The sequence below is a fragment of the Microbacterium sp. Y547 genome (assembly GCF_057669785.1).
Genome location: NZ_JBYHFN010000006.1, coordinates 58,227 through 79,093 on the forward strand (window position 1 = coordinate 58,227; position 20,867 = coordinate 79,093).

At 66.7% G+C, this 20,867-nt stretch carries 19 protein-coding genes; 7 read left to right on the top strand and 12 right to left on the bottom strand.

Features of this window, described 5'->3' with window-relative positions; all coding sequences use genetic code 11:
- Positions 1-2 precede the first annotated feature (2 nt).
- A complete protein-coding gene (locus AC25Y0_RS11095) occupies positions 3-1,340 on the top strand; it encodes a threonine/serine exporter family protein (protein ID WP_488134667.1) in 1,338 nt (445 codons plus the stop codon).
- A gap of 15 nt (positions 1,341-1,355) precedes the next feature.
- On the opposite strand, the gene AC25Y0_RS11100 is transcribed toward AC25Y0_RS11095, so the two are convergent.
- The 7 genes from AC25Y0_RS11100 to AC25Y0_RS11130 form a co-directional block, all read right to left on the bottom strand.
- Positions 1,356-2,717, bottom strand: coding sequence for a hypothetical protein (locus AC25Y0_RS11100; RefSeq protein WP_488121852.1), 1,362 nt, complete (start codon positions 2,715-2,717; stop codon positions 1,356-1,358).
- A gap of 265 nt (positions 2,718-2,982) precedes the next feature.
- Positions 2,983-4,416 carry a helix-turn-helix transcriptional regulator gene (locus AC25Y0_RS11105; protein ID WP_488134668.1) on the bottom strand — a complete coding sequence of 478 codons (1,434 nt, stop codon included), beginning with the start codon at positions 4,414-4,416 and terminating at the stop codon, positions 2,983-2,985.
- Positions 4,417-4,806: 390 nt separating this feature from the next.
- On the bottom strand, positions 4,807-5,118 hold the full coding sequence (locus AC25Y0_RS11110; RefSeq protein WP_488134669.1) for a response regulator transcription factor: 312 nt from the start codon (positions 5,116-5,118) through the stop codon (positions 4,807-4,809).
- Between the two features lie 4 nt (positions 5,119-5,122).
- The gene (locus tag AC25Y0_RS11115; protein WP_488134670.1) at positions 5,123-5,614 is read right to left on the bottom strand and encodes a hypothetical protein; all 492 of its coding nucleotides are present in this window, start codon (positions 5,612-5,614) and stop codon (positions 5,123-5,125) included.
- Between the two features lie 59 nt (positions 5,615-5,673).
- Complete coding sequence (locus tag AC25Y0_RS11120) at positions 5,674-6,015, bottom strand: ATP-binding cassette domain-containing protein (RefSeq protein WP_488134671.1); 342 nt, start codon at positions 6,013-6,015, stop codon at positions 5,674-5,676.
- Between the two features lie 277 nt (positions 6,016-6,292).
- Positions 6,293-9,502: a M20/M25/M40 family metallo-hydrolase gene (locus AC25Y0_RS11125; RefSeq protein WP_488121849.1), complete on the bottom strand. Its 3,210-nt coding sequence runs from the start codon at positions 9,500-9,502 to the stop codon at positions 6,293-6,295.
- Between the two features lie 160 nt (positions 9,503-9,662).
- Entirely contained in the window at positions 9,663-10,232 is a 570-nt protein-coding gene (locus tag AC25Y0_RS11130) for a GAF domain-containing protein (protein ID WP_488121848.1), read from the bottom strand.
- 129 nt (positions 10,233-10,361) lie between these two features.
- On the opposite strand from AC25Y0_RS11130, the gene AC25Y0_RS11135 reads away from it, so the two are divergent.
- The gene (locus AC25Y0_RS11135) at positions 10,362-12,074 is read left to right on the top strand and encodes an AMP-binding protein (protein ID WP_488121847.1); all 1,713 of its coding nucleotides are present in this window, start codon (positions 10,362-10,364) and stop codon (positions 12,072-12,074) included.
- Between the two features lie 24 nt (positions 12,075-12,098).
- Here the strand turns inward: AC25Y0_RS11135 and AC25Y0_RS11140 are convergent, their stop codons facing one another.
- The 3 genes from AC25Y0_RS11140 to AC25Y0_RS11150 form a co-directional block, all read right to left on the bottom strand.
- Positions 12,099-12,605, bottom strand: coding sequence for an Hsp20/alpha crystallin family protein (locus AC25Y0_RS11140; RefSeq protein ID WP_488121846.1), 507 nt, complete (start codon positions 12,603-12,605; stop codon positions 12,099-12,101).
- Positions 12,606-12,763: 158 nt separating this feature from the next.
- Positions 12,764-12,919, bottom strand: a complete 156-nt coding sequence (locus AC25Y0_RS11145) for a hypothetical protein (RefSeq protein WP_488121845.1) — start codon at positions 12,917-12,919, stop codon at positions 12,764-12,766.
- 97 nt (positions 12,920-13,016) lie between these two features.
- Entirely contained in the window at positions 13,017-13,721 is a 705-nt protein-coding gene (locus tag AC25Y0_RS11150) for a response regulator transcription factor (protein ID WP_488134672.1), read from the bottom strand.
- A gap of 263 nt (positions 13,722-13,984) precedes the next feature.
- On the opposite strand from AC25Y0_RS11150, the gene AC25Y0_RS11155 reads away from it, so the two are divergent.
- From AC25Y0_RS11155 to AC25Y0_RS11165, 3 genes are all read left to right on the top strand, one after another.
- Complete coding sequence (locus AC25Y0_RS11155; protein WP_488134673.1) at positions 13,985-14,305, top strand: transposase; 321 nt, start codon at positions 13,985-13,987, stop codon at positions 14,303-14,305.
- Between the two features lie 99 nt (positions 14,306-14,404).
- Positions 14,405-14,923: a DUF1269 domain-containing protein gene (locus AC25Y0_RS11160; RefSeq protein ID WP_488121842.1), complete on the top strand. Its 519-nt coding sequence runs from the start codon at positions 14,405-14,407 to the stop codon at positions 14,921-14,923.
- Between the two features lie 80 nt (positions 14,924-15,003).
- Positions 15,004-15,615, top strand: coding sequence for a trimeric intracellular cation channel family protein (locus AC25Y0_RS11165; RefSeq protein ID WP_488121841.1), 612 nt, complete (start codon positions 15,004-15,006; stop codon positions 15,613-15,615).
- Between the two features lie 49 nt (positions 15,616-15,664).
- Here the strand turns inward: AC25Y0_RS11165 and bsh are convergent, their stop codons facing one another.
- On the bottom strand, positions 15,665-16,639 hold the full coding sequence (bsh, locus tag AC25Y0_RS11170) for a choloylglycine hydrolase (protein WP_488121840.1): 975 nt from the start codon (positions 16,637-16,639) through the stop codon (positions 15,665-15,667).
- Between the two features lie 251 nt (positions 16,640-16,890).
- Here bsh and gad point away from each other — a divergent pair, with 251 nt between their 5' ends.
- Complete coding sequence (gad, locus tag AC25Y0_RS11175) at positions 16,891-18,267, top strand: glutamate decarboxylase (protein ID WP_488121839.1); 1,377 nt, start codon at positions 16,891-16,893, stop codon at positions 18,265-18,267.
- A gap of 9 nt (positions 18,268-18,276) precedes the next feature.
- Positions 18,277-19,797 (top strand): glutamate/gamma-aminobutyrate antiporter GadC, encoded by a 1,521-nt coding sequence (gadC, locus tag AC25Y0_RS11180; RefSeq protein ID WP_488121838.1) that lies wholly within the window; start codon positions 18,277-18,279, stop codon positions 19,795-19,797.
- A gap of 68 nt (positions 19,798-19,865) precedes the next feature.
- Here gadC and AC25Y0_RS11185 read toward each other — a convergent pair whose 3' ends face one another.
- Positions 19,866-20,684 carry a tyrosine-protein phosphatase gene (locus tag AC25Y0_RS11185; RefSeq protein ID WP_488134674.1) on the bottom strand — a complete coding sequence of 273 codons (819 nt, stop codon included), beginning with the start codon at positions 20,682-20,684 and terminating at the stop codon, positions 19,866-19,868.
- Between the last annotated feature and the right edge of the window lie 183 nt (positions 20,685-20,867).

Below are 20,867 nucleotides of genomic sequence, written 5' to 3' on the forward strand. Positions count from 1 at the left end.
CGATGATGTCGCGTCGTGGACGGCGAGAACCCGGTTTCCTCACGCGAGCCCGGGGCGCGCTGCTCGCACTGCGTCCGACGGACCCGAGCGCCGATACCGGCGTGACGACCGATCGCGAGGCGGGCGTCACGGGGATGCTCGGGCAGCTCGGCGCGACGCTGCTCGCCTCTTCGCAAGCCACGAGCGATGTCGAGGAGACACTTCAACAGCTCGCCGTCCGATACGGACGACCTGAACTGCGCATCTTCGTCCTTCCGACGCTCGTACTCCTCGAAGACCCCTCGACCTCTCCGTCCCAGACGGCATTCGTCGCCGCCGACCCGGAGCCCCTTCGACTGGATCAGGCGGGAGCGGTGGAACGTGTCGTCCAGCGCGCGTTCGCGAAAGTACCCGATCCGGCCCAGGTCGTCGCGGACCTCGCCGAGATCAAAGCCGCACCGCCCCGGTTCGGTTCGATCCTGACGGTCGTCGGCTACACGCTCCTCACCGTCGGCTTCGGCATGGTGCTCAATCCCACCGTCACCGCCCTGCCGGTGTACGTCGTGCTAGGCGTCATCGTCGGCGCCATCGTGCTCATCGGTGCCCGCGCCCCGACGCTCTCGCTGCTCCTGCCGGTCGCGACCGCTTTCGCGGTCACCCTCCTGATATCGCTGCTGGTGCGCCCGCTCGTCCACGACGACGTGCTGCGACTCGTCGCACCGTCGCTCGTCTCCTTCCTTCCTGGACTCACCCTCACGATCGCCGCGGTGGAACTCACCTCCGGTCAGGTGATGGCGGGAGCGAGCCGGCTGGTCTTCGGTGTCGCACGGCTGGCACTTCTCGCGTTCGGGGTCTTCGCGGGCATCACGGTCGCCGGGGAGCCGCCAGCCATCACCACGGCTCCCACTCAACTCGGCGCATGGGCGCCGTGGGTCGGCCTGCTCCTCGTCAGCCTGGGCTACTACCTCTTCTCCTCGGCGCCGTCCGGGTCTCTGATCTGGATCGTGTACGCCCTCGTCATCGCGCACTCCGCGCAGCTGCTCGGCAACCTTCTCGTCGGAGCCGAACTGTCGGGACTCATCGGCGCGCTCATCGTGATTCCTGCCGTGTACCTCGCCAGTCGGCTCAGACCCGCAGCGTCGACGGCGATCATGCTGACGTGCGCCTACTGGGTGCTGGTGCCCGGATCGATGGGCTTCATCGGGTTGAGTGAAGCGGCCTCCGGTACGGCGGGAGCCACCAGCACGATCCTGCGCACGTTCGGCTCGCTCATCGCCATCGCGATCGGGATGGTGCTGGGCGCCGGCCTCAGTCGGGACGCCTCGGTAGTGGCAAAGGGGTGGCGGCGCCCACAGGCGTGACCGCTCTGCCCGACCTCATCCCGCGCGCGGGATCGTCGGATGCGGAACGTCTCGCGCCGCAGCGGTTCTCGGCCGCCGCGCGAGCTCACTGAACCACCACGCGAGAAGCGCCACGACGAGCACGAGAACGACGTCACCGATCCCGAGCGGACGCAACGCCGCGAGCCAGACCACGGCGCCCGCCGCGATGATCGCCCGGACGAGCACCCGGCGACGATCCATCCACGCACCGAACGCCCCCGTGCTGAATGACCGCTGCGCGAGCCCTTCGCGGATCGACGCGTTGACGGCCGAGACGGAACGACGAAGCGACGTCGCGGTGCGCCAGCGGCCCTGGCTCCATGCGAGAACCGCCACGACGATCCCCACAACGGTCATGACGACCGCCGTCTGACGCATCGCGGCGATCACCTGCTCGTAGATCGCCAGCAGCGCGTCAGACCTCACGCCCGTGTCCAGGGGCGCCAGCTCGAGGACGAGCTGGCCGACACCGAGTGCGACCGCCAGCGTCGCGCCCCCGAAAGCAGCCGCGACGCCGACTCCCAGGATCGCCGTCGTACGGCGGCGGGCGAGGAGCACACCGCCTGCGAACAGAGCCAGCGTGACGACCGGCAGCCACCACCCCACGGTCGAGGCAAGGCCGTAGACGAGCCGGACCGTGACGAGGGCGTCGCTCTGCGCGACAACGATCGTTCGGTCCATCGGCGGGATGACGCTCGCGAAGGTCACCCCACGATCGATCAGCTGTGCTTTGACCTCGGCGATGATCGGACCGAGCTGGATGCCGATGGCGCCGGCGCCATCGATCGTGACAGGGCCGTCATCGGCACCCCCGGTCGCCGCGATGACGAGAGCACGGTGGCTCGCGGCGAGCGCGGTGCGCCAGACATCCGCGAAGGTCTCTGACTCCACGACCCGCGTGATCGTGTTGTCGACGATGCTGCGTGCCCCGGCTGCGGCTGGCGCACGCAGCAGGTCGAGAGCCGCGAGAGCGCGCGGCGGCAGGTCCAGCGTCGCCACACCATCGAAGAGGTCGTCGGTCAGCTGTCCGATGTCGACCTGGTCATCCACGACACTTGACATCTCTTCGATGAGCATCGCCTGGACGGCAGGATCCTCGGCGAGCGGCCCGAACGTCGCGACGAACCTGTCGGCGTCGACGAGCTCCGCCCGCACCCAGCCGCCCACGATCGACACGGGAACGAGCAGTCCTGCCAGCACGATGCACATCGCCGAGAGGAAGGCTCGCCACGATCGGCGTGGGCGGACATCAGGCGCCGAGAGCGCGGCGTCCGCTTCGATCAGACGCCTGTTCTCGGCCTCGAGCTCTGCGATGCGCGCCTGCAGGACGCTGTCTTCCCGTTCGCGATCGGACACCGGGGCCACCGCCTAGACGCTCGCGTCGGCTGGGGCGGCCCGGGCGATGCGGATGCCCGGGAAGGCGCGGGGTAGCGGTGAGGACATGGCGACCTTCTCGTGCTCGTGCGGAGTCACATCTGTCGAGGCACAGACATGACGACGGCCACCCGGAGACTATCCCCCGCCCACCCCGCGCACACCCTGCGCCGCTGCAGAATCGCCCGACGCCTCATCCGCGGCATCACCCCGCGTTCACCTCCGTGCGCGCGTCCGGATGCGCGCTTCACGCCCGCGCTGAGATCTTCGACCCCGTTGTGAGCTCCAGGATGTTCAGTCGCTGCGCCACACTGATCGCTTCGGCTCGCGTAGAACACCCGAGCTTGCGGTACAGCGAACGCAGCTGGGATTTGATCGTGTTCGGCGACACATGGAACCTCGACGCCATCTCAGCGATCGAATCGTTCCCCGGGAGGGCGTTGAGAACACGCAGTTCGCCCTGAGTCAGCGCCGGCCGGGCGCGCATCTCGAAGTTCGCCAGACCCGCGGTCATCTCCGCGAAATCCGCCGCGGACTCGCTCGACAACCGCTCCCGCACCAGGTCGACGAGCTGGCGCGGCATGATCTCGAGCAGACGCCGGTTGTCGGCCCTCCGGGCGATCCGAGAGATCTGGAGCGCCGTGTCGCGACCGAGATCATCGGTGCTGGCAAGCTCGAGCCATCCCGACAGCAGCACGGATTCCGCACGTTGGGCGGGTCCGAGTCTGCGATCGCGGGCGAGGAACTGGAGGGCCTGCGACGCGGCTTCGAACCGGCCTTCGTGCAGAGAAACGCGCACGGTCGCCAGCCGGGTGAGCACGCCCGTGTCGGCCCGCTCGTCCGCGATGCTGCGAGCGCGCGGGATGTCTCCGATCGCCAGGAGTGCCTTGATCGACGTGGCCGCGATCACTTCCGCTGCGAAAGAGCTGTGGTCGGTGCGGTGCGATCCCGCGGCCAGCTGGATCGCCTCGAGCGCGTCCTCAGGTTGCTGCCGGGCGAGGAAGGCGCGCGTGCGCGCGAGGAGTGCGAAGGGCCACGTCACATCGACACTGTCGTACGATTCGAGCTCGCTCAGCCGCGCATCCATGTCGTCCGACATGCGTTCGACGGCGATGAGCGCTGCCGCGGTCCTCTCCGCTGTCGCGCTCGACACCGCGAACCCGGGCGAGGGCGCCGGCATCCGTGCGGCGTCAGCAAGGGCGCGCTCCGCTTCGGACAGCGCGCCGCGCACGGCGTGCGCTATTGCGGCTTGACCGAGCGCCACCCGTTCCGCGTAGGGCTGCATCGAGAACGACCCGAGTTGGCGGGACGTTGCGAACTCGAGCAGGGCCCGGCCGGTATCGCCGGCGACGAGAAGCGTCGTGCCGATCTGGTGGTGGTAGAACCAGAGCGGACCGTCCATCCGGTCTCGAGCCTCGACGCGGGTGCGCAGCATGCGATCTTCGAGGCGGCGTGCATAGCCCAGGGCAGCGGCGATGTTCCCGCTCAATCGACACGCCATCATGTGCGCGAGCACGAGCGCATCGACCTCTGCGGGCGGAATCGACCGTGAATCGTCGGGAGGTGCGAGGGGCAGGAACGGACGCGACGTCTGCGCAAGCACGGCTGTCATCGGGTGCAGCACCCGGAGCACGGGATGGCGCTCGAGCGTCGCGCTCGGAAGCGCGACGATGGTCGTCACGAGCATCTCGTAGTGTTCGCAGTACAGCGGCCAGATGTTCGATATGGCGGCCTGCGCGATAGAGTCCGCATTCCCGGAGTCGATCGCCCGGCGGAGTTCTTCTTCAGCCCGGCGAGAGTCGTTGAAGTTCACGACCGCGCCCCTCGGACAGACTCCGGATCGGCGGCGGTCGACGCTGCTGCTCGCACGGTCGGTAGCGCACCCGAGTGGTCCACAGTAGTTTTCACTGATCTGATCCTTCGATTCCGCGTGTCTGCCGTGCAGGTCCCCCTCGACCTGTTCCAGAACGTCGAACCACCCCTGACTCGCCGCTATGACTCCTGTATAGCGCATGTGGTCGACGGGGTGATGGGGCCGTTCCCGCACATCACCCGCGGCGTCACCCTCGGATCACCCGCCTGCGGACAGCAGGTGCATCCGCGTCGCGATCCGCAACGCTTCGCCTCTCGTCGAACAACCCAGTTTCCGGTAAAGCGAGCGCAGCTGCGACGTGACCGTGTTCGGGGACACCTGGAACGCCGCGGCCATCGACGCCGTCGAGTCGTGGCGCAGCAGTGCATTCAGAACGCGCACTTCGCCCGGAGTGAGCACAGGTCGGGGCGCCACCTCGACATACGTCAGCGCCCCCGCGACCAGGTCGAACTCGTGCACGACTGCCCCGTCGATCTTCTCGCGCGTGCGGTCGATCAGCTGCCGTGGCACCGTCCTAGTGATTCGGCGGTTGTCCGGGTGAGCACGCCGGCGTCGACCCGATCTGGTGATGAAAGAACCAGATCGGACCGTCAGGGCGGTCGCGGGACTCCACACGCACGTCCCGGATGCGGCCCCGGAGTCGCTTCGCGAAGAGCAGGGCGGCGTCGATATCCCCGCTGGCGCGGAAGGCGATCATCTGCGTGAGGAGGATGATCTCGACTTCTTCGGCGCTCATCGAGCGAGCGTCGTCCGGGTAGACGACGGGCGTGAACGGACGCGTCGTGCGGGCCAGCACCGCCGTCATCGGGTGCACCACGCGCAGCGCGGGAAAGTTGTCCAGCGTTGCGCTGGGAAGGCCGGACACCGCCGCGATCAGCGCCGCGGTGGGTGCGGTCAGGAGCGGCCAGATGTTGAACATGGCCACGCGGGCGATGACATCCGGAGCACCGGACCGCACTGCCCGGTCGGGATCGTCGATCGCACGCGTCGAATCGTTCAGGTTCACGGTGGATCCTTCCCGCGACCCTGGTCGGCAGATGCTCGGCGGACGTCACAAGCCAGCGCTCATTCCCCCGCGCGGCGGGACGCCGCGATGAGGTCGCGCGAGTACGGGTGTGACGCGACTCGAAAGAATGCCGACGTAGAAGCGGTCTCCACAACGCGACCGTACTGCATCACCGCAACCCGGTGGGCGACGCGTCGCACCACCGCGAGATCGTGCGAGATGAACACGCACGACACCCCCGTGCGCTCCTGCAGTCCGACGAGGAGATCGAGCACCGACGCCTGCACGCGGGTGTCCAAGGCCGACGCCGGTTCATCGCAGATGACGATGGGCGCGCGGCCTGCGAAGGCGCGCGCGATCGCGACGCGCTGCTTCTGGCCGCTGGAGAGATGATGAGGCAAGAGGTCGAGCACCTCGACGGGGAGCCCATCCGGTCCACGAGCTGTTCCGCCGTGGTGTCACCGTGCAGCAGTCGGATCGCCCGCCGCAGGGTCTAGCTTGAGGCTCGCCGCCGGCCACGCCGCAGGCGGTGGTCATGAGGACGATGCCGGCGGTGATCGCCGCGAGGACTGCCCGGACGACCGGAGGGCGAAGGGACACGGTTTCCTCTCGTCAGCAGCAAGCATGCGCAGGGCGGGGATGCCGGAAAGCGCATCCCCGCCCTGCGTTATTGCTGGATCAGCGTTCGGTCGGATACGCCGTGTGCGAAGCGACCTTCGTCTCGGTGATGCGCTCACCGTCGACGAGGGTGCTCGCCGTCGCCGACGCCTCACCGGCGGGCACGGCGGCCAGGCGTGAGTTGACCGACACCGCGACCGACTTTCCGGGCGCAACCGCGGGGAAGGTCTTGCTGCCGTACGCGGTGGTGATCACGATGTCCGCCGGTACCGACGCGGTGTTGGTCGCCTCGACCGAAAGGTAGACCTTTCCCGCGAGGGTCCGCGGCGTCACGTCGACATCGATACCGACAAGCTCGCCCTCGACGAGGTAGATCTCGCGGACCTGCGTGTTGCCCTTCGTGTCGACATACACCTTGTACGGGCCGACCGTGTAGGTGCCGGCGGCGTTGTTGTCGATCGTGAAGGTGTCCGTGACAGAGGATTCGCTGCCGTCGACACGCGTCTCGTGCACCGTGATGGTCAACTCATTCGTGTTGCCCGTCAGCTTCTTAACGACCGCCGTCGGCTCGGCGTCGACGACCGCGTTGTCGACGGTCACGTACACCGCGTCGGGCGATGCGAACTCGGCGTTCTTCGCTCCGTCGCCGAGCACGAAGAAGCCCCGCTGCTCGATGGCGCCGCGTTCCGGGAACGGGTCGGCGTTCGTCTCGAGGAACGTCGGGTTGACCGTGTACAGGTCGGTCTTCGAATCCGCCAGAACGGTCTGCACCCCGGTGTAGGGCGCATCCGTGATCGCGAGGTTGACCGCCAGATAGACGACGTCGGGGTTCGTCGCCGACGTGCGTGACGAGAAGTACGCGTCGGCGCTCTGCCCCTCGGGAACCGCCAGCGGCACGACCTCGTCGCCGACGAGGACGTTGAACCCGAAGTCGCCGTACCCGCCGTCCACGAAGGTCGCCCATGCGGCATCCGACAGGTGATCCGGCCGCTCCACCTTGAACTCGAGCCGCATCGGTGCCACGTACGTCGAGCTGAGGTACTCGGGGTTGTCGAGCGGAAGGTAGACCCCGCCCGGCGCATGTCCGAGCTCGAATGCCGCCGCCGGTCGGGTGTTGTTGCCGCGTCCCTCCCACATGGGGATGTTGAACGAGGTGGCGCCGAGCAGCGCCTTGCCGCCCAGCTGGCTCGCGCCGACCTCGGCCGATGCGTCCTGGAAGGTCCCGATGGTGACATCGAGCAGGTCGAGGTCGGAGCGATCGGCGTTCAGGCCGGCGATGTCCGCCCACATGAACTTCGCGCCAGCGGGTCCGGTGTACCGGGCCATTTCGAGCATGCCGTCGGCCATCATCTTGGTCATCTGCACGGCCGAGTCCAGCGACATCCGCTCGTTGGCCGTGTGCCACCAGCGCTCGTTACCCGGGATCACCGCTCCGAAGGCGGTCATCTTGTTGCGGAAGTTGCTGGCGAGGGTGCCACCAGTCGTTCCCTGCGGATAGACGATGTCCCTGAGCGCGTACGGGTCAGCGAAAGCCGCGGGGTCGTGATCGATGGAGGCCTTGTAGCTGCCGTACTGAAGAGCCGTCAGGGGGTTGTCGTGAGTGACGTACAGCCCGGCGCCGATGGGTGCTCCCAGAGCGCCGATCGTGAAGCCCTTCGACTCGAACGCCGCCGCGACCGCCGTCATCGCCTGCGTGGAGTCTTCGGCCGTGACGTGCATGCTGCGCACGTACATGGGCATGCTGAGGCTGCTCGTCTCGGCCGTGTAGAAGCTCCGCGGAACCTCGGAGTTGATGTTGGCCATGAGGGCGAACGTCAGGTTCGGGGTGCCGTTGCTCGGGTTGCGCAGCAGCGCCTCGGGGATCCCCATGTACCGGCCGATGTACGCCTCGCCCTCGACGCCGTCACGGAAGAACAGGTCGGCGATGCCCTCGGCGGCCTTCTTCAGCTGCATGTCCGCCGCAGTGACGCCCCGCGAACCGAGCCCTTCGGAGAGCAGGAACATGCCCCACACGACGGCGTTCTTGCCGTACTGCGGGGTCGGCATCTCCATCGCGACGTCGGTGTTGACCTCGAGGGTGAGCGAGTCGCCCGTGATCGTGGTCTGCACCTTGGGGATGGTGCCGGCAGCCGCCGGGAGCCAGCCCTTCGCCGTCGCAGCCGCGGTGACCGCCGCGACGAATCCGTCCCGGTCGGCGTCGCTTGCGCCCGCCACGTCGAGGGTGAAGGTGGCTCGCGACGCGATCTGCGTCGTGCTCCCGTAGGCGATGTCCTTGAGCGTCGGGTCGCCGGCGCGCAGGGTCACCCCCGCGGTGGCGTCCGTCAGCCGGAACGCCTTGGTGCTGTCCGCGGAGAGGTCCATCGACACCGACGGCGTGACCGAGCCGGAGTTGCCGACGATCACCGGGAAGCGCGAGTCAGAGGTGTACGCCGCGATCGGCATCTCTTCACGGTTGAGGTTCTTGTAGGCCCAGTTGTCGTAGAAGCTCGGGTTGGCGTTGTACGGGATGGACTGGAAGGTGGCGGTGTTGGCCGCCGTGGGAGTACCGGGGCCGCCGTCTTCGTAGATGCCCATCACGATGCGGATGCGGCGGTCCATCGGAAGCCCTGCCTCCATGAGCGCCTTGGCCGCGAGCAGCGTGGCCAGCGTCGGGCCGCTGTCGTCTTGGATTCCTGCTCCGTAGATCCAGCCGTCCTGAATGTACGGGGAGTGGTAGGCGCCATCCATGCCGAGGTTGCCGTCGGCATCCCGCCACCGCTCCAGCTGCGCCGCCGTCACCGACGAGGTCGGCGAGTCGAGGTGGCTCAGCGCCATGATCATCTCCGGTGCATCCGGATCGCCGATCTCCATGTAGACGTACTTGTCGGGCTGGCGTTGGACGACCACGGGGAAGCCGAGGTCCTTGGCCAGCTTGACCACCCACGCGAGCTTGGCGACCTTCCGGTCGTACTCGTACTGGTTGGACTCGGTGTTGCTGACCGGGAACGGGTAGGCCGTCGGAGCCGTACCCCCGCGCGAGATCGAGTCGTAGCTCGATCCGTCCAGCATCGCGCCCACGAGGGTGAGGGGGTCATACGTCCCATCGCCCACACGCGCACGCTCGACGAGACCGGCGAGCGCCTCGACCTCGGCGTGGATCTGATCGCGCTCATCGCCTGACACCGACAGGTCGTAGGTGACGGTCGGCTCGAAGCGGTCGTCTGCGCCGACGCCGCTCGTGCCCTCCTGGGCCGCGGCGCCGCCGCCGGCGATGCCCATGGATAGAAGCAAAGACACGCCTAGTGTCAGTGCAAGTGGCTTCTTAAGCATGTTGGTGAACTCCCTGGCTAGAGGCAGATGCACGTGGGGGCGCACATCCTTGCCCGCCAAACGCTCTCAGGCTTTTCTCAGCGTGTCAACGTTCGCGCAGGTCTGCCCACGTCAGCGTGTCTCAGCGCTCCCCGACCGCCCCGAGAAGCCCTTGCCTGCGCGCGTGGATGACGGCTTGGTGGCGGCTGTTCGTGCCGAGCTTGGCGATCGTGCTCGCGGCCGCTTCGAGCAGAGCGACGCGGCGGTCCGCTTCGTCACGGATCTCGATCTCTCGAGCGAGCTCAACTGCCGCGTCGGCGAAGTCGTCGCGCGCGCGAGTGCCCCACGTCACCGGGTGGTGCGTCGCCGCGTACGCGACCATCCTCGTCGCGCCGTTCACGACGATCGGCGCCGCCATGACCGACCGGATGCCTTCGGCGAGGACAGGCTCGTCATAGTCGTGGCTGATCGATGTCGCACGACGGTAGTCGGTGACGACGACGATGCTCTTGCCCGCGAGCGCCCGTCCGCCCGCACCGCTGCCCGGCTCGACGACCAGTTCACGCAGGCTGTCGGTGGTCGTTCCGGAGAACTCCGTCAGCCGCAGCCCACCGCCCCGCACGACGCCTCCGAAGACGATCGGAAACCGGGAGGCGACGCGAATGCCGCGCAGCATCCGTCGCAGTGCGTCGATATCTTCGCGTCTGCGCATCCGACCGCCTCCTTGCCGTGTCGCGCCGATTGTATCCTCGCCCCGCCACGCACCCCCCTTTGGGGGATGGTGCGCGGGTGCACGGATCGCGAAGCTTGTCGCAGCATGTCTTCGATGGGGAGGAATCCGATGGCCACGACCGTCAACAGCGAGCGCTTCCGGCAGGCGCGCGATCAGCTCGTCGCACTCCGCGAGGATTACACCCGGGCACGTTCGGAGTTCTCGTGGCCCACGATCGACGGCGAGTTCAACTGGGCGATCGAGTGGTTCGACGTGATCGCACGGGGCAACGACGCTCCTGCGCTCGTGATCGTCGAGGAGGACGGCAGACGCACGACGCGCACCTTCGACGAGATGGCGTCACGCTCTGATCAGCTCGCGCATTGGCTGATGGGCCTCGGGGTCTCCCGCAGCGACGCGGTTCTGCTGATGCTCGGCAACCAGGTCGAGTTGTGGGAATCGATGCTGGCACTCATGAAAATCGGCGCCGTGATCCTGCCCACGACACTCGCCATCGGCGGCAGCGACCTCGAAGACCGTCTCGTGCGCGGCTCGGTCACGCACGTCATCGCCGCGACCGAGCACGCGTCGAAGTTCGACGGCATGGCGACCGCGGTCACCGGCATCCGGATCGGCGAGGGCCCCGCAACGTGGGCAGTCTATGAAGATGCCTTCCGCGCGCCGGCTGCCCCCGTCTCGCACCCTGGCACGCGGGCGACCGACCCCCTGCTGCACTACTTCACGTCGGGCACGACCAGCCGGCCGAAACTCGTGGAGCACACGCACAGCTCCTACCCGGTGGGTCATCTCACGACGATGTACTGGCTCGGGTTACGGCCGGGCGACGTGCACCTGGCCGTCAGCTCACCCGGATGGGCCAAGCACGCCTGGAGCTGCTTCTTCGCCCCGTGGATCGCGCAGGCGACGATCTTCGTCTACAACTATGGGCGGTTCGACGCAGAGCGCCTGCTCGAGACGATGCGCGTTGAGAGGGTCACGTCGTTCTGCGCTCCGCCGACGGTGTGGCGGATGCTGATCCAAGCCGACCTCTCGGCGGGGCCGGGCGCACTGCGCGAGACGGTCTCGGCCGGCGAACCCCTCAATCCCGAAGTGATCGCGCAGGTTCGCACGCAGTGGGGGCTCACGATCCGGGATGGGTTCGGTCAGACCGAGATGACGGCGGTGATCGCCAACTCCCCCGGCCAGCAGATCCGAGACGGCGCGATGGGCAGACCGCTTCCGGGCTGTCCGATCGTGCTGGTCGACCCCGTGACAGGCGAGCCCGCCGATGAGGGCGAGATCTGTGTCGATATGAGCACGGCGCCGACGAACCTGATGACGGAGTACGTGGGGGACGCCGCCCGGAACAGCGGGGCGTTCGCCGGCGGGTACTTCCATACCGGTGACATCGCCGTGCGCGACGAGAACGGCTATCTGACGTACGTCGGGCGAACGGACGACATCTTCAAGTCTTCCGACTACAAGATCAGCCCGTTCGAGCTGGAGAGCGTGCTCGTCGAGCACCCCGCCGTCGTCGAGGCGGCGATCGTGCCCGCCCCGGACGACCTGCGGCTCGCGGTGCCGAAGGCCTACGTCGTCCTGGCGGACGGCGTAGAACCCACCGCCGAGACGGCACACGCGATCCTGCTCTACGCGCGGGACAACCTCTCGGCGTATCAGCGCATCCGCCGGATCGAGTTCTTCGACCTGCCCAAGACGATCTCCGGCAAGATCCGACGCGTCGACCTGCGTCAGCGCGAAGACCGGATCGCGCGGGGCGAGGAGGTCGGCCGCGAATGGCGCGACGACCACATCCGCGAGGCCTCCGTCAGGAAAGCCTGACCGGCGGAAACACTCGCGGGCTTCTCAACCCTTCTGACCCTCCGCAGCTCCGGTGTTGTCGCTCGCGGTCGGGGACTTCTCGGAGTCCGCGCCGCCGGCGGACTGACCGTTCGTCGAGCCGATGGTGATGTTGCGCGGAGAGCCGCCGCCGCGCAGGGGCACCGTCACCTTCAGTACGCCCTTCTTGAAGTCCGCGGAGATGCGATCTTCGTCGGCTTGGTCGGGCAGTCCGATGCTCCGGTAGAAGTTCGTGCTGCTCTCGCGGATGACGTAGTTCTTGCCCTTGTCCTCTTCCTTCTCGCGTCGCTCCGCCTGGATCACCAGCGCGCCGCGGTCGACGGTCACCGATACCTCCTTCTCGTCGAAGTTCGGCAGGTGCGCCTCGACGATCAGAGCCTCGTCTCCTTTGGTGTAGATGTCGGTGGTCGGCATCTTCGCCCGAGTGGTACTGAGCAGGCCTTCGCCCATGACCTCCCGTCGAAGCGCGTCGAGTCCCAAGAACGGGTCGAATCGTGCAAGATTGCGAGCCATCGTCTCTTCCTTTCGCCTTCGTTGGGCTGACCGACCCCGACGCTTCTGGAGCGGCAGCGCGAGCAGCGTTCGGCCAGATTCCAGGACGTGGGGCGATGACGGCAGGGCCGTTGGTCCCCCCTTGCAGGGCGGCGGCCGCCCACTGAGGGGCGGCCCCGTCAGCAGCCCGCGGAATCGTGCAGGAGCGTGGCCGCCGACTCGGCGGCGATGAGTGCAGAGATGTCTATGGGCTGCGTCGGCGGCAGCGCCAGATCGCTGGGGCTGATGTCTCGTGGCGACCGGGGCGTCACGCCAATGGGGCTCGACTGCGTCATGATGCTCCCTCACTGCTGCGCTTGTGCGTAGGCGACACACTCGCCCGCAATGCGCTGGACGCGTAGAGCCATTGGTCCTCTCCGCCAGCGCCGACCTTCAGCGGTCGCGATGCCCCGTGGAGGGGGGAGATGCAGGGGGGTCCTCGTGAGTGATCTGGTAGATCGCCGCCTGGGTGCGGCGTTCGACATGCAGCTTCGAGAGCAGGGTGGAGATGTAATTCTTCACGGTCTTCTCCGCCAACCCGAGACGGTCGCCGATCTGACGATTCGTCATCCCCCGCGCGATCAGACGCAGAATCTGTCGTTCTCGATAGGTGAGGTCCGGCAGCAGTTCGGCGGGGCGACCATCGGCCGAGGCCCCGTCCGTCGAAGGTGCCTCCGTTGCTCCTCGGTGGGCGGTGCGGCGGACCGCGTCACGGACGTCTGTCTCTCTTGCGTCGTCGGGCAGGTATCCGTCGGCACCGGCGGCCAGCGCGGCCTGCCTCACGCGGTCCCCGTCTGCGTGGTCCAGGACCAGGGTCGGCACGTCGCCGTGTTCGTCGTGCAGGGTCTGCACCAACGCCACGGCGTCGGCGGATGACGCCGCGTCGACGATCACGACATCGGAGCGGGCGGTGGTGACGGCGGTGATGTCGGGCTCGGGGCCGGCGGCCTCGCCGACGATCACCAAGTCGTCGGACTCCTCGATGACCGCATGGAGACCGCGCCGCACGATGTCTCGCCGGTTCACGAGAAAGACTTTGACGTCGCCCTCGTCGAGGGCCTCCGGCGTCACAGCAGATTCTGGCGACTTTTCGGTCATGCCCATCCCCTATACGCACACAGCTAAGCACGCAGTGGCAGCGAATGTATAGGGCCCCCGACGCCGCCCGTGCCATCCGAAGTCTCGGGGCCGAAAGCCTGGACTGCGCCGAGAAACGTGATGTACCGTCTTGATCAAACCGGACGCCCTACCCGAAGGGCATTCGATGAGAGCGACGGCCGACCTGTCGGCTTCCGTGAGCTCGTGTGCGCCCATCGAATCCCTCGGTTCTCAGAGCCCTGACTCCCGAGACGAGGCTGATCGTGCCCTCACCACGCAGATACCCCCGCGAGCTTCGAGACCATGCCGTGCAGCTTGCTGCCCAGGCGAGAAGAGACGATCCAGAGCTGTCCTGGACGAGAGCGGCGGCCATCGTCGGGCAGCAGTTGGGGATCAACGCCAACACACTGCGCACCTGGTGCAGGCAGGCCGAGGCGCCCGTCGAGCGGCCGTCGAAGAGGCCGGAGGATGCCGCCCGGATCCGGTACCTGCAAGCGGAGAACCGCGAACTCAGGCGCGCCATCGAAGTCGTTGCGGCCGCGTATGCCCTCGCCACACGGGATTTCGACCCCACTTTGCTGTGACGGGTACGACCTCTTGACGGCGTGATGGGACCATCGACTCTTTCGGGATGCCCGATGCGACGTCAGGCTGGCACCTCGCAGACAACGGAGGACAGACCCATGACCGATCGGAATTATTCGCTCCTCGTCGCCACCTATGACGACGAGACGGCAGCAAAAGAGGACTTCGCCGCGATCAAATCGATGGATGACCTGAGCGTGAACGCTGCGGTCGTCCTCTCTCGTGGCGATGACGGAAAGGTCGAGGTCAAGGAGCACAGCGGCCGCCTGATCGGAGAGGGAAGCGCGATCGGCGCTGTCGCCGGCCTCGTGGTCGGCCTGTTCGCACCTCCTCTGCTCTTGACGGGTGTCGTCGGCGCCGCGATCGGTGCGGGCGTCGGAGCCATCATGAAGCGCCACGAGGAGAAGGAAATCGGCGTCGACGCGCAGGATTGGCTGCCGAACGGCTCTTCCGCGATCGTCGCGATCGTCGACGACCGTTACCTCGACCGAGTCGACAAGGCCGTCGACAAGGCGGCGAAGAAGCTGAACAAGGCCATCGACAAGGGCGACTACGACGCCGTCGTGAAGGCTGTGAACGAGGGTGACGAGAAGATCGTCGACGCTCTCGCCTCCTGACACCGACGCCCACACCCCGCTGATCCCCCGGCCAACGGCGGATCAGCGGGGGTCCTCGCGTTCACGGGAAGCCCTTCGACATGTGGCTTGACTTCCTCGGCACGTTCTTCTTCGCGATCTCAGGCTCTCTTGTCGCCGCTCACCGTGGATTCGACATCGTGGGGTCGGTGCTGCTGGGCGCCCTGACGGGGGTGGGCGGCGGAGTCGTGCGCGACCTGGTGCTGGGAGTCACACCGACGGCATTCTCGCAACCGATCTATTTCCTCGCGCCTGTCGCGGCGGCGGTCCTGGTCTTCTTCCTCTACGCCGCCGTCGAGCGGTTTCCGCGCACTCTGCTCGTCTTCGACGCGGCAGGGCTCGGCCTGTTCTGCACGGCGGGGGCAGCGAAGGCTCTCGAGCTGGGGATGAATCCGGTCGCCGCGGCGCTCTTGGGTGTGACGACCGGCGTGGGTGGCGGTCTTCTGCGCGACGTCGTCGCGAACCGCGACCCCGAGCTGTTCAACCCCGACGACATCTACGCGGTCCCCGCGATGGTGGGCGCCGGGTTGGTCACGGCCGCGTGGCTGGCGGGCTGGCACAGCCCGGTGGTGCAGGTGCTCGCCGGCATCCTGGTGTTCGTGTTCAGGCTCGCGTCGCTGCACTTCCGGTGGCACGTTCCGCACGCCATTCTGCGCTGGAACCGCGACTCGTGACCGAGCCCGTCCTCCGCCGGGCCGAAGCGATGGCCCGACGGAGGCGCGCTCAGTTCTGCATCTGAATCTGCTGCCCCTTGATCAGGGGGTAATCGACCAGCGTCTGGCCGTCGAGGTCTTCCTTGTGCATGTCCACCCCGGTGACCTGGCTGTTCTCGTAGGTCGTGTAGTAATAGATCCCCTTGTCGGTGTTGCAGCACGACGAGTAGATGGTGATCTCGAATTTGCCCGGGCTGACCTCTACGCATCCTCGCTGTTGCGCGACCGATCCGAGGATGTGGAAGAACTGACTGATCGACTCGGACTCGGAGTCCCCAGAGGTGGAGTTCATCTTCGTGAAGACCGCCTTGACGAAGCGTGACGCCGACGACAGATCACCGGGCAGGCCGATCGCGCCCATTCCCCGGCTATAGACATCGAACTCCAGCGCGTCCGAGAAGTTCTTCTCAGGCGGGTTCTTCGACAGGTGCATGAAGTTGTTGAGGTTGAAGGACTGGATGTCGAAGGTGGGGTTGTTCGTGAGGACACCCGTGGGGTTGTCATAGACCTTCAGCCCTTCCTTCACGCACTCCACGGTGAGCGACTCGTTGCGATCCGAGATGATCCAGTGCAGCGGAGAGAGGGGGAAGGCCTCGCTGAACGAGATGTTGACGAGGTTCAGCGTCTGCAGCGCGGTCCTCACCTCGGCCACGGTCTCGAACTGGCCGAGGATCCACGGGATGAACTCGAACGGCGTGATGTTCGTCTTGTCGGGCGCCTCAGGCTTGTAGTCGGCGTTCTCCGGGAAGTTGAGCCCAGCCATGCTGAGGCCCTTCTCATTCGTCGCGTCGTAGTAGAGCGGATACCCGTCGGAGATGGTTGCTATCCCGATGATCGCGTGATGGGTCGGGAGCGGGCCCGCCTTGCGGAACTCGAACGGAAAGTTCCGAGGCGTCACAGTGACCGTTTCGTTGTATGAGAACTCGAGATCGAGATTGCGGCCGAAGTAATGGTCGCGGGTGGTGTAATTCGCCCCTGTGCACATGTCGTGGTCCTCCGAATCGAGTGGTCCGCGGGGTGCGGTGGGGAAACCCTACGCGCGCGGACATCTGAACGGCATGGCCTAAAGGCCCATGACGAAACACCGCCCGCGTGTTCGGGACCGGGCCCGGGACCTACGTCCCTGGCCGCGCGGGGAACCCGGGCATACCCTCACCACGGGTGCAGGCGGCAGACGCCGTCGCACCCGCGGCGACCACGCTCGTGGCCGCTTGAGAGCGAGGCAGGAGAATTCCCATGAGTGCATCTCAGGCCGGCAGTGGTGCGGCACCGTTGTTCACCCGTCCGGGGGAAGCGACCGTCGCGGCGCGTCACGTCATTCCACCGCAGGAGTCCTTGCCGGACACCGCCAGACAGATCATCGATGACGAGACGATGCTCGACGGCAACTCCCGACTCAATCTCGCCACCTTCGTCGGCACGTGGATGGATGATGACGCGAAGCAGGTGTACGAGGCATCCTTCGACAAGAACATGATCGACAAGGACGAGTACCCGCAGACCGCGGCGATCGAAGACAACTGCTGGCACATGCTGGCGAACCTGTGGAACGCACCGGATGCGTCGCAGAGCATCGGCACGTCGACGATCGGTTCGTCCGAAGCATGCATGCTCGGCGGTCTCGCGCTCAAGCGGCGCTGGCAGCATTCCCGTCGCGTCGCAGGGAAGGACACCTCCAAGCCGAACCTCGTGATGTCATCTGCCGTGCAGGTGTGCTGGGAGAAGTTCTGCAACTACTTCGATGTGGAACCCCGCTTCGTGCCCATCAGCATGGAGCACAAGACCCTCGACGGGTACGACCTCGAGAAGTACGTCGACGAGAACACGATCGGCGTTGTCGCGATCATGGGTGTCACCTACACCGGCATGTACGAGCCGGTGGCAGAGATCGCCAAGGCGCTGGATGCGATCCAGGCCTCAACGGGGCTCGACATCGCGATCCACGTGGACGGAGCGTCGGGAGCGATGATCGCGCCGTTCCTGCAGCCCGATCTGCCCTGGGACTTCCGCGTGGAGCGCGTGCACTCCATCAGCACCTCCGGCCACAAGTACGGGCTCGTCTACCCGGGACTGGGCTGGGTGGTCTGGCGGCACACTCAGTGGCTGCCCGAGGATCTCATCTTCGAGGTCAGCTACCTCGGTGGCGAGATGCCCACCTTCGCGCTGAACTTCTCCCGTCCCGGCGCACAGGTGCTCTTGCAGTACTACATGTTCCTGCGGCTGGGGTTCGAGGGTTATCGCGCCGTGCAGCAGGAGTCGCAAGACGTCGCCCAGTACCTCGCCCATGGCATCGCGAAGATCGGTGCGTTCGAACTGTGGAACGACGGAAGCGACATCCCGGTCTTCGCGTGGTACCTCAAGGAGGGGCACACGAAGAACTGGAACCTGTACCACCTTCAGGACAGGCTTCGAATGAAGGGCTGGCTCGTGCCGGCGTATCCGATGCCCGACGATCTGAGCAGCCTGACGGTGCAGAGAATCGTCGTGCGGAACGGATTGAGCATGGATATCGCCGCCGAACTGCTCGAGAGCATCCAGACCGAGACCGCGTACCTCGACGCCCTCGAGTCGCCCATGCCCGTCGAGGGTCAGCATCCGAGCTTCCACCACTGAGGCAGCGCCATGTCCAACACATCCAAGCAGGCGCCGGACGCTGCCGCGCAGGCCGCGTCGAACCATCCCCTCGCATCTCGCCATACGGTCGTCAACTACCTCGGGGTCGGTCAGCTGGCGCTGCTGACCCTCGTCGTGGTGGCGAGCCTGCGTTCCCTTCCCGCGATGGCGGTGTACGGGCTCGGCAGCATCACCCTCTACATCATCCCCGCCATCCTCTTCCTCATCCCCACGGCCCTCGTCGCCGCAGAACTGGCGACGGGGTGGAAGGGCGGCGTGTACGTGTGGGTGCGCGAGGCCTTCGGCAACCGATGGGGCTTCACCGCTGTCTGGCTCCAGTGGATCCAGAACGTCGTCTGGTATCCCACGCAGCTCGCATTCATCGCAGCCGCGCTCGCGTTCGTCTTCGTCGATCCGTCGCTGTCGAACTCGGGGCTGTTCACAGCGGTCGTGATCCTGGTGCTCTACTGGGGCTCGACCCTCGTGACGCTGCGCGGCGGCAACCTCTTCGCCAAGCTCGGCTCGTGGGGCGGCATCCTCGGCACGCTATTGCCCGCCGTGCTGCTCATCATCTTCGGCTTCATCTGGCTGGGCACCGGGCAGAAGAGTGAGGTGCCGCTTGACGCGGCGGCGATCATTCCGCCGTTCACCGGCATCGCCTCGATCGTGCTGATCGTCTCGAACGTGCTCGCGTATGCGGGCATGGAGGTGAATGCCGTCCACGTGAACCAGATGAAGGATCCCGGCAAGGGATACCCGCGGTCGGTGCTGCTGGCCTCGATCCTGATCCTGCTGGTGTTCATCCTCCCCACCCTCGCGATCTCGATCGCCGTGCCAGAGAAGGAACTCGGACTCACCAACGGCATCATGCTCGCCTTCCAGGCCTACTTCGACAAGTGGGACATGGGCTGGGGGACGGCAGTGGTCTCCGCCTTGATCGCCGCCGGCGCGCTCGCATCGGTCATCACCTGGATCGCCGGTCCGTCGAAGGGCCTGCTCGCCGCCGCGGAAACAGGGCTGCTTCCTCCCGCCCTGCAGAAGCGCAACAAGGCCGGCGTGCAGTCCGGCATCCTCATGCTCCAGGGGACGATCGTGACGCTCCTGGCTGCGTTCTTCATCGTGGTGCCGAACGTGAGTTCTGCTTTCGTCGCCTTGGTCGACATGGCCGCGGCGATCTACCTCATCATGTACATGCTCATGTTCGCCGCGGCGATCGTGCTGCGCCGCAAGGAGCCTGACGTGAAACGCACCTATCGCGTGCCGGCGATGAACTTCGTGGCCGGTGTCGGCTTCATCGGATGCCTCGCCGCATTCGTCCTCGCATTCATCCCGCCCGATGGCTTCACGACGTTCTCGCCCGCCGTGTATCCCTGGATCGTGGGCGCGGTGATCGTCGTGCTGGGGGCACCTCCGCTGATCTTCTATGCCCTCCGGCGTCCCGGATGGGACCGCCGCACTCAGGCCGAGAAGGCTCTACACGGCACCCACGACGAGGATGAGACGACGGCACCGGCTAAAAGCTCCGAGTGATCTGCCGCGCGGCCCCCGGGCCAGGCAGGTCTCGCTGGCCTCGGATCCGAGCGTGATCTCGTTCGAGGTCAACCGGTCAGGCGGGCGCGGAGGGCGTGGAGCTCCGCGTCCGTGAGGCCGCCCGAGCGTAGGTACGCGACGGTGCCCCCGTGCTCATCGATCCAGGCGAGCGCCTGCTCGAGTGCCGCCGGAGGGGTGCCCGCAATCAGATCCCGAACCTTGTCATCGAGCGGCACTCCCATCTGCGCCACCATGCCGAACATCCGATCCCGCCACGGGCCGGCAAGGTGCTCCTGTGAGCTGGCGTAGTCGGCGATGATCGCGTCCCGTTCGACACCTGCCGCATCCAGAACGAGCGCAGTGCTCACTCCCGTGCGATCCTTTCCCGCGGTGCAGTGCACCACGACGGCCGTCGGCGGCTCAGTTGTTGCCGCAGCGACGAGGCGGGCGAGTTCCGCGAACGTACTCGCGCCCGAGGACAGCATGTCCACATACATGTCACCCAGCGGGGGAATCTCTGCGAGCGCCTGCTGCATCGCGGCTGCGACCTTCGATCGGTCAGTGCCCGCTTGCAGGGCTGCGCCCGCCTGCTTGGCCACGCCGGTCACCGCACCCTGCAGTAGCGGCAGCTCGATCAGATCGAAAGGGCGTTCGGTGGGCAAGCGATCCGGCGCCATCTGCCGTTCGGTGTCGGTGCGCAGGTCCACGACCACGCCGATAGGGCTCGCCGCCAGCGCCGACAGACCCTCGGGAGTGAGGTCGCTCAGTGCATCCGAGCGGAAGAACACGTCCGGTGCCGAAACGCCCCCACCGATGAGAGGCATCCCACCCGTGTCACGAAAATTGAAAGTGCCATCGAGCGTCACGGATTGCGCGTTCATCGTCATGGCCACACCATACCGACCGTGCGGAGCGTCGCAGCAGGGTGAAATCGGGACATCTCGCGGGTGAGCCCCCGGGTGAAGACGGCGGATCCACCAGAAGCCGGCGCCATCGGAGCGTTGCCAGCTCGTGCCGCTCTTGCTCTGCCGTGCCTCTGAATATCACCCCACCGCTTCTGGCACATCACC